Below are 7,367 nucleotides of genomic sequence, written 5' to 3' on the forward strand. Positions count from 1 at the left end.
CCCCCCCCCCCCCCCCCCCCCCCCCCCCCCCCCCCCCCCCCCCCCCCCCCCCCCGCCCCCCCCCCCCCCCCCCCCCCCCCCCCCCCCCCCCCCCCCCCCCCTTCTCGTGGTGCGCACGGCCTCCGTGCCCCCTGGGTGGCCGGACACCCGCCGTGCGCTCTCCCGGTCCCCCGTGCCGCCTTCCGGGGCGGCGGCGCCCGCGGCCGCCGGGGCGCTCGGGCCGCTCGGCCCGCTCACCGCGCTGGCCATCCGCCGCCTCCGGCTCGGCGACCAGGTCGCCGCGGCGAAACGCGGCACGGGGGCACCCGTCGACGATCCCGAGCGCGAACGGCAGGAGCTCGCGAAGGTGCGGCGTCAGGCCGCCGGGCTCGGCCTCGACCCCGCGTCCACCGCACGGTTCTTCGAGGACCAGATCGCCGCGAGCAAGGTGGTGCAGCGCGGCCTGCTCGCACGCTGGGAGGCCGACCCCGCGACGGCCCCGTCAGAGCGCCCGAGCCTGGACGCCATCCGCACCGAACTGGACGCGGTCACCCGGGACATCCTGCGGGAGCTCGTCGCGACCGAGCGGGTGCGGCAGCCGTCGGCCGGCTGCGCGGCGGAGCTCACGGAGGCGGACGTCTCCGGCTCGATCGGCGACGGCCTGGACGCCCTGCACCGCGAGGCCCTCAGGACGGCGCTGCGGTCGGTGTGCCGCTAGCCGGCCGCTCCCGGGCTCAGGCCGGCAGGCGCACCTGGTCGAGCAGCGCGATCAGGGCCGCGTCCACGACGCGGTAGCGGACGATACGGCCGTCCTTCTCGCCCGCGACCGCGCCCGCCGAGCGCAGCAGCCGCAGCGCCTGCGAGACGGCCGGGTCCTTCATGCCGGTGGCGACGGCGAGGTCCGAGACGGCCATCGGGCCCACCGCGCGCAGGGCGAGCAGCAGCGCGAGCCGCCCCGGCTCGGCGAGCAGCGAGAAGCGGTCGGCCGCGGCCCTGACCGTGTCGGGCTCGCCGATGGCGGCGATGGCGTCGCAGACGAGGTGTCCGTCGATGATGCGGTGGTCCGCGCGCTCGGCCGGTACGAGATGCATGCGGCCGATTCTCTCAGCAGCCGCGCGTACACCGCCGATTGGCGTGAGATGGAACACCGACGAGAGCAACACTTGCGCAATTGTGCAGCCTTGCGAGCCCTGTGCGGGTGACCGTAGTCTGGCGGCGCCGTGGTGCTCGGGAAGACCGGTGGGGACCCCTACGGGGTCCGAGGCCGGAGCGGCCCTCGCCACTGTGATCGGGGAGCTTCCCGTCCGTAGGACCAGGCCACTGGCCGCCGCAAGGCAGCCGGGAAGGCCGGACGGAGAGCGTGCGTCAGCGAACCCGTAAGCCAGGAGACCGGCCACGGCATCTCACGAGTTGATCCACGAGGTGCTGGAGCGTGACCGAGTTGAGCCTGCCCACGTCCGAATCGTCATCGCCGTCGCCGTCATCGGCCGGCGGCACCGCCGCGTCCGCGCGTTCCTCTGGACCCTTCGCCTGGCGGCGCGAGGACACCCTGCGCACGGCCGGACTGCTCTCCGTGATCGCCGCCCTGCACGTCGTCGCGTTCGGCGTGCTGTTCCTGCTGGTCGTGCCGAACCACTACGAGGTGGGCTCCAAGGCGTTCGGGATCGGCCTCGGCGTCACCGCCTACACGCTCGGCATGCGGCACGCCTTCGACGCCGACCACATAGCGGCCATCGACAACACCACACGCAAGCTGATGTCCGACGGGAAGCGGCCGGTCTCCGTCGGCTTCTGGTTCGCGCTCGGCCACTCCAGCGTGGTGGTCGCGATGGCGGCGCTCGTCGCGGGCGGCGCGCATCTCGCCGGCACGCTGATGGACGACGACTCGGCGGCCCACAAGACGCTCGGCACGGTCGGCACGAGCGTCTCGGGCGGCTTCCTCTACCTGATCGCCGCCCTCAACCTCGTCGCGCTCGCCGGCATCATGCGGGTGTTCCGGGCGATGCGGCGTGGACGTTTCGACGAGGTCGAGCTGGAGGCCCACCTCGACTCGCGCGGCTTCATGAACCGCTTCCTCGGCCGCTTCACGAAATCCATCAGCCGCCCGGGGCAGATGTATCCGCTGGGCTTCGTGTTCGGGCTCGGCTTCGACACGGCCACCGAGGTGACGCTGATGGTGATGGCCGGGAGCGGCGCGGCGGCCGGCCTGCCGTGGTACGCGATCCTCAGCCTGCCGCTGCTGTTCGCGGCGGGGATGAGCCTCTTCGACACGCTGGACGGCACGTTCATGAACTTCGCCTACCAGTGGGCGTTCGCCAACCCCGTGCGCAAGGTCTTCTACAACCTCGCCATCACGGGCCTGTCGATCGCGGTCGCGTTCGTCATCGGGACGATCGAGCTGGTGGGCGTCCTGCACGACAAGCTCGACCTGCGCGACGCGGTGACGAACTGGGTGGCGGGCCTGGACCTCGGGAACGTCGGCTACATCGTCGTGGGGCTCTTCGTGGTGGTGTGGGCGGCGGCGCTCGCCTACTGGCGCCTCGCGAAGGTCGAGGAGCGCTGGTCCGCGCGGGCGGCGGACGGCGGCGGGGCCGGCGCGGGCGCCGGCTGAAACGGGGTCATCCGGAAGCGGGCCGGGCCAGGGTCGTATGAACGGCAGCCGTGGTGCGGGGCCGGATGGCCGGGTACCGGCCCCGGCGTGCCGGTCAGGGTACGCGCGCGACCGCCGCGTAGATGCCGCTCATCTCCGGCTCGGGCGCCTCATCGCCCCGGTACCACTCGGGCAGCGGCACGACGCCCGGGTCGAGGAGTTCGAGGCCGTCGAAGAAGCGGCCGAACTCGGCGCGCGTGCGGAACGCGAGCCGGATGCCGCCCTTGGCGTACTCGCGGACCGTGCGGTCGGACAGCTCGGGCACGATGTCCGACGCGGCGTGCGACATGACGAGGTGGCTGCCGGACGGCAGGGCTTCGACCAGCGTGCGGACGATGCCGTACGGGTCCTGGTCGTCCGTCACGAAGTGCAGCAGCGCGATGAGTGAGAGTGCGACCGGGCGCTCGAAGTCCAGTACGGCGCGGGCGTGTTCGAGTATCGCGCCGGGCGTGCGGACGTCCGACTGTATGTAGTCCGTGCTGCCCGCGGGCCCGCTGATGAGCAGGGCCTCCGCGTGCCGCAGGACGATGGGGTCGTTGTCCGTGTACACGATGCGGGCCGCGGGGCGGATGGACTGGACGACCTGGTGGAGGTTGGGTTCGGTGGGAATGCCCGTACCGATGTCGAGGAACTGGTCGGTGCCCTGCTGCGCGAGCCATGCGACCGCGCGGTGCATGAAGGCGCGGTTCTGCCGCGCGGCGTCCTTGGCCTCGGCCGGCAGGCTCCTCGCGACATCACGGTCGACGGGGTAGTTGTCCTTGCCGCCGAGCAGCCAGTCGTAGACCCGCGCAGGATGCGGCCTGCTCGTGTCCACCTGGGGCCTCGGTCCCGCTTCCGCCGTCATGGCCGGCCTCCCGTGCGCGAAGGAACGGCGGGGCGATGCCCCACCCGGAACCGTGTTCTATCACGCCGGTACGACAGCGCCGACTCGGGCCGCCTTCGCGGGGATTGAGGCGGGCCGGCCCGGGGCCGTCGCGCCGGCCGCCGGACGCCCATGACGCCCGCTTCCCCGGTTTCCGCGGGCGGCTCGTCTCCGCCGGGTCGGGCCCGTCGCTCAGCCGCTGGTCTCCGCGCCGTCCGGCACCGGCGGCGCGGAGGCACCCGGCACGTTCTGGCACGGACATCGCCGGGCCCGGCGCCGCCCGGAGCGCAGGCGGGCGCGCCAGGCGCGCCCAGCGCGGGTCAGCGCAGTTCCTTCGGGCAGCCCGTGCCGCGCGGGAGTTGGTACGGGGCCGCGATCCGGTACACGCCGGGCTTCGGCGCGAGCAGGAACGTCCACTCGTCGCCGTCCTCGTCCTTGTTCGCCTTCGTCAGGCAGCCGGCGGGGTTGGTGTACTGCTTGGGCCCCTTCCCGTCGCGCGCCTTAGACGCCGGCGTCTCCTGCGGCGGCAGCACCCTCTTGCCGTCCGCGTCGACGAGGCCGAGCCACGGCGAGTACGGGACCCGGATGAGCACCTTGCCCGCCTTCCTCACGTGGATGGTCAGCTCGCCCGCGCCCGCGCTGTCCACCGTGGCCGGCGGGTCGGCCATCGGCATGGGGTTCTTGACCGCGTAGAGCTGCCAGTTGGCGTCGCCCCACACCTCGTGCAGGTACGGCTGGCCGTGCCGGACGAGCGCAGCCTCGCGCGCCGCGCCCTCGTCCGGCCTGCCCTTGGGCAGGACGACGTAGCGGACGGCCCACCGGTCCAGCCAGCCGCGGTAGTTGCCGGCGGTGAGCGTGTCGTCGTAGAAGAGCGGGTTGCGCTCGATGTCGGCCTGCCGGTTCCAGCCGCGCGCCAGGTTGACGTACGGCGAGAGCGCCGACGCCTCGCGGTGGCTGCGCGCCGGGACCACCTCGACGCGCCCCTTGTTCGCGTCCACCTTCTGCAGCTGGTGCACGAGCGGAGCGAGTTCGCGCGTCCAGGACGCGGCGGGCGCGGTGATGACCATGTCGTCGACGCCCTTGAACCCCGTCCACACGTTGACGCCCGCGAAACACAGCAGCAGCGCGCACCAGCGCACCGAGCCGCGCACCGTGTACGGGATGGCCGCGAGGAACACCACCGCGCCCATGATCATCGCGAGCCGCGAGATGTTCGAGCCGATCTGCGAGTCGATGGCCCAGGTGGCGAGCGTGCCGAGCGCGTAGAGGACGGCGGCCGTCCGCGTGGTGCGCCAGTCCTTCGGGACGAGCACGACGACGGCCACCGCGAAGACGAACGGCAGCGAGGCCGTGCCGAGCGACATCGGCTGGGTGCCGGAGAACGGGAACAGCCAGATGGACAGCGCCTCGACGACGAGCGGCGGCACGCCGAGCGTGTACGCGCCCGGCCGCCGCTTGCGGATGAACAGCGCGACCGCGACGATCCCCAGGAAGAGCCCGGCCACCGGGCTCGCGGCCGTCGCGAGCCCGGCGAGCGGCGCGGCGGCCGCCGCCTTCGCCCACCGCTTCGTGCGCCATCGGCGCGGCCAGCAGAACGTGGCGGCGACCGCGCCCAGCGCGAACATCACACCGAGCCCGAACGTCACACGCCCGGACATCGCGTTGCAGAAGAACGCGAACACCCCGGCCATGGAGCACGCGATCGGGTTGCGCACGGCCTTGACTCGCACGAGGATCAGCGCGGTCAGCGCCGCCGACACCGTCCCGGCCGCCATCATCGTCGTCCGCACGCCGAGCACGGACATCAGGTACGGCGAGACGACGCTGTACGACACCGGGTGCATGCCGCCGTACCAGGCGAGGTTGTACGCCGAGTCGGGGTGGCGCCCGACGAACTCGGCCCACGCGTCCTGCGCGGCGATGTCACCGCCGCTGTTGGCGAGGAAGAAGAACCACACCAGGTGGGCGGCTGCGGCGACGAGCCCCGTCAGCAGGACGGGATGGCGCAGTGCGAGCGCCCGCAGGCGCGCCGCGGGCCGCGGGATTCCGGACGGCCCGGCCCGACGCGACCGGCCGCCCTCCGAGGACAGCGGCTCGCGGGCTTTGGGCACGCGCGTCGGCGTGAGCGGCGCCTGCTGCGTGCGCGACGTACGCGATGGCTCGGCGGTGGTCACTGCGGCACTCCAACGTCTCCCCATGGTCGTCCGGCACGTGGAAGGACGCCGTGGTCCCGCCGAACAGTTGCCGCACACTCCCGTCCCCCACCCCGACCCGGGACGCTAGCACGCGGGGCCCGGGCGGGGCCCGGGGTAAAACGCCGGGCACGGGACGGCCCGGCGTTCACCCCACGAGCCCGCACGGGCGGGTCGCTCGGACGGCCCGCACGGACGGCCCGCTCGGACAGCCCGCACGGACGGCCCGCACGGACGGCCCGCTCAGAAGTGCGAGAGCTTCGCGCCGAAGCCGGGCTCCACCAGGTCCTTCTGCAACGCGACCGGGATCTTCGTGCTGCTCAGGCCGTTGCCCACGGTCAGCGTGCCCACGCGTGTGCCGGCCTTCGCGGAGTGCGGGATGCCTCCGGACTCCTCCGTCAGCCGCAGCTGCTCGGTGAGGCCGCCCCAGCCGACCGCCTTGGCGTCCGCCGTCGCGACGACGGGCGTCGTGCCGCCCATGCCGTCGTCGACCTCGCCCACGACCTGGCCCTTCTTGACGACGGTGGCCCGCTTCAGCACGTTCTCGGCGGCGACCATCGCCGTCTTGCTGACGGCGTTGACCGTGTCGATGATCGGCGGCTTGTGCTGGCCGAAGATCGCGCCGACGACGAGCTGGTCCTTGCCGTCGACGTTCTTCTTGGCGGCGAACACGAGGTTGCCGCCGGCCGCGGTGGTCGTGCCGGTCTTGATGCCGATCGCGCCGTGGTACGGCACGAGCGTGTTCCAGTTGCGCCAGGTGTGGCCGGAGGGGTCCGTCCACTGCGGCAGCGACGTGATGGCCATCAGCGCGGGGATCCCGACGACCTGCTCTGCCAGCTTGACCTGGTCCTGGGCGGTGCTCACGGTGGTGGCCTTCAGGCCGGACGGGTCCGTGTACGTGGTGTTGTCCATGCCGAGCGCCTTGGCCTGCGCGTTCATCTTCTTGACGAACGCGGCCTGCGTGCCGCCGTCCCAACGCGCCAGCAGCCGGGCGATGTTGTTCGCGGACGGCACCATCAGCGCGGACAGGGCGTCCTTGAGGGAGAGCTTGTCGCCCGCCTTCACGGTGTCGAGCGTCGACTCGCCCTCGCTGGACAGCCCGCCCTCCTGCTCGGCCTGCTTGTCGATGGTGATCGACGGGCCCTTCTGGCCCACCTTGAGCGGGTGGTCCTTGAGGACGAGGTACGCGGTCATGATCTTGGCGACGCTGCCGACCGGCACGGACTTCTGCTCGCCGAAGGAGTCCATGGTGCCGAGGCCTGGCGCGGCCAGGTAGCCCTCGCCCTCGGAGGGCCACGGCAGTTGGGGCGCGGAGCCGTCGAAGCGGTACGTCGACGCCGCGGTCAGCGCGAGCGACGGCTCGGGCAGCGGGCGCACCCCCTGCACGACGACGTAGATGATCGCCAGCAGCACGACCAGCGGTGTCCAGATCCTGAACCGCCGCAGGACGGTGCGGGCCGGGGTATCGGGCGTGTTCGTCAGCTCGGCCAGCAGGTCCAGCGGCTCCTTGGGCGGCACGGGCTGCTGGGTGGTGCGCTCGGGGTCCGCGGGCGCCTGCGGGGTGGCCTTCGGCCACGGGGGCAGCGGCGACGACGGGGCCGACGACGCGGGCGCGGGCGCGTCGTCGCGCTTGAGCGGCACGAAGGTGCTGCTGGCGGACGCGCCGGGCCGCGCGGCCTCGGCC

At 73.2% G+C, this 7,367-nt stretch carries 6 protein-coding genes and 1 riboswitch; of the genes, 2 read left to right on the forward strand and 4 right to left on the reverse strand.

Annotated features, from left to right (window positions below; translation table 11 throughout):
- The first annotated feature begins 172 nt into the window (after window positions 1-172).
- Window positions 173-697 carry a gamma subclass chorismate mutase AroQ gene (aroQ, locus tag JFN87_RS30945; RefSeq protein ID WP_209345507.1) on the forward strand — a complete coding sequence of 175 codons (525 nt, stop codon included), beginning with the start codon at window positions 173-175 and terminating at the stop codon, window positions 695-697.
- Window positions 698-713: 16 nt separating this feature from the next.
- On the opposite strand, the gene JFN87_RS30950 is transcribed toward aroQ, so the two are convergent.
- Window positions 714-1,070, reverse strand: coding sequence for a metalloregulator ArsR/SmtB family transcription factor (locus JFN87_RS30950; protein ID WP_209345510.1), 357 nt, complete (start codon window positions 1,068-1,070; stop codon window positions 714-716).
- Between the two features lie 113 nt (window positions 1,071-1,183).
- Window positions 1,184-1,391, forward strand: a riboswitch (cobalamin riboswitch).
- A gap of 29 nt (window positions 1,392-1,420) precedes the next feature.
- Between JFN87_RS30950 and nicT the strand changes: the two genes are divergently transcribed.
- Complete coding sequence (gene nicT, locus JFN87_RS30955) at window positions 1,421-2,590, forward strand: Nickel transporter NicT (protein WP_209345518.1); 1,170 nt, start codon at window positions 1,421-1,423, stop codon at window positions 2,588-2,590.
- 94 nt (window positions 2,591-2,684) lie between these two features.
- Here nicT and JFN87_RS30960 read toward each other — a convergent pair whose 3' ends face one another.
- From JFN87_RS30960 to JFN87_RS30970, 3 genes are all read right to left on the reverse strand, one after another.
- The gene (locus JFN87_RS30960) at window positions 2,685-3,473 is read right to left on the reverse strand and encodes an SAM-dependent methyltransferase (RefSeq protein ID WP_209345512.1); all 789 of its coding nucleotides are present in this window, start codon (window positions 3,471-3,473) and stop codon (window positions 2,685-2,687) included.
- Between the two features lie 338 nt (window positions 3,474-3,811).
- Window positions 3,812-5,665, reverse strand: coding sequence for a DUF8823 domain-containing protein (locus JFN87_RS30965; RefSeq protein WP_209345514.1), 1,854 nt, complete (start codon window positions 5,663-5,665; stop codon window positions 3,812-3,814).
- A 261-nt stretch (window positions 5,666-5,926) separates the two neighbouring features.
- Window positions 5,927-7,367, reverse strand: a 1,441-nt coding sequence (locus tag JFN87_RS30970; RefSeq protein ID WP_209345516.1) for a serine hydrolase, incomplete at its 5' end; no start/stop codon positions are given.

Source organism: Streptomyces montanisoli (assembly GCF_017813245.1).
GTDB classification, from domain to species: Bacteria; Actinomycetota; Actinomycetes; order Streptomycetales; family Streptomycetaceae; genus Streptomyces; species Streptomyces montanisoli.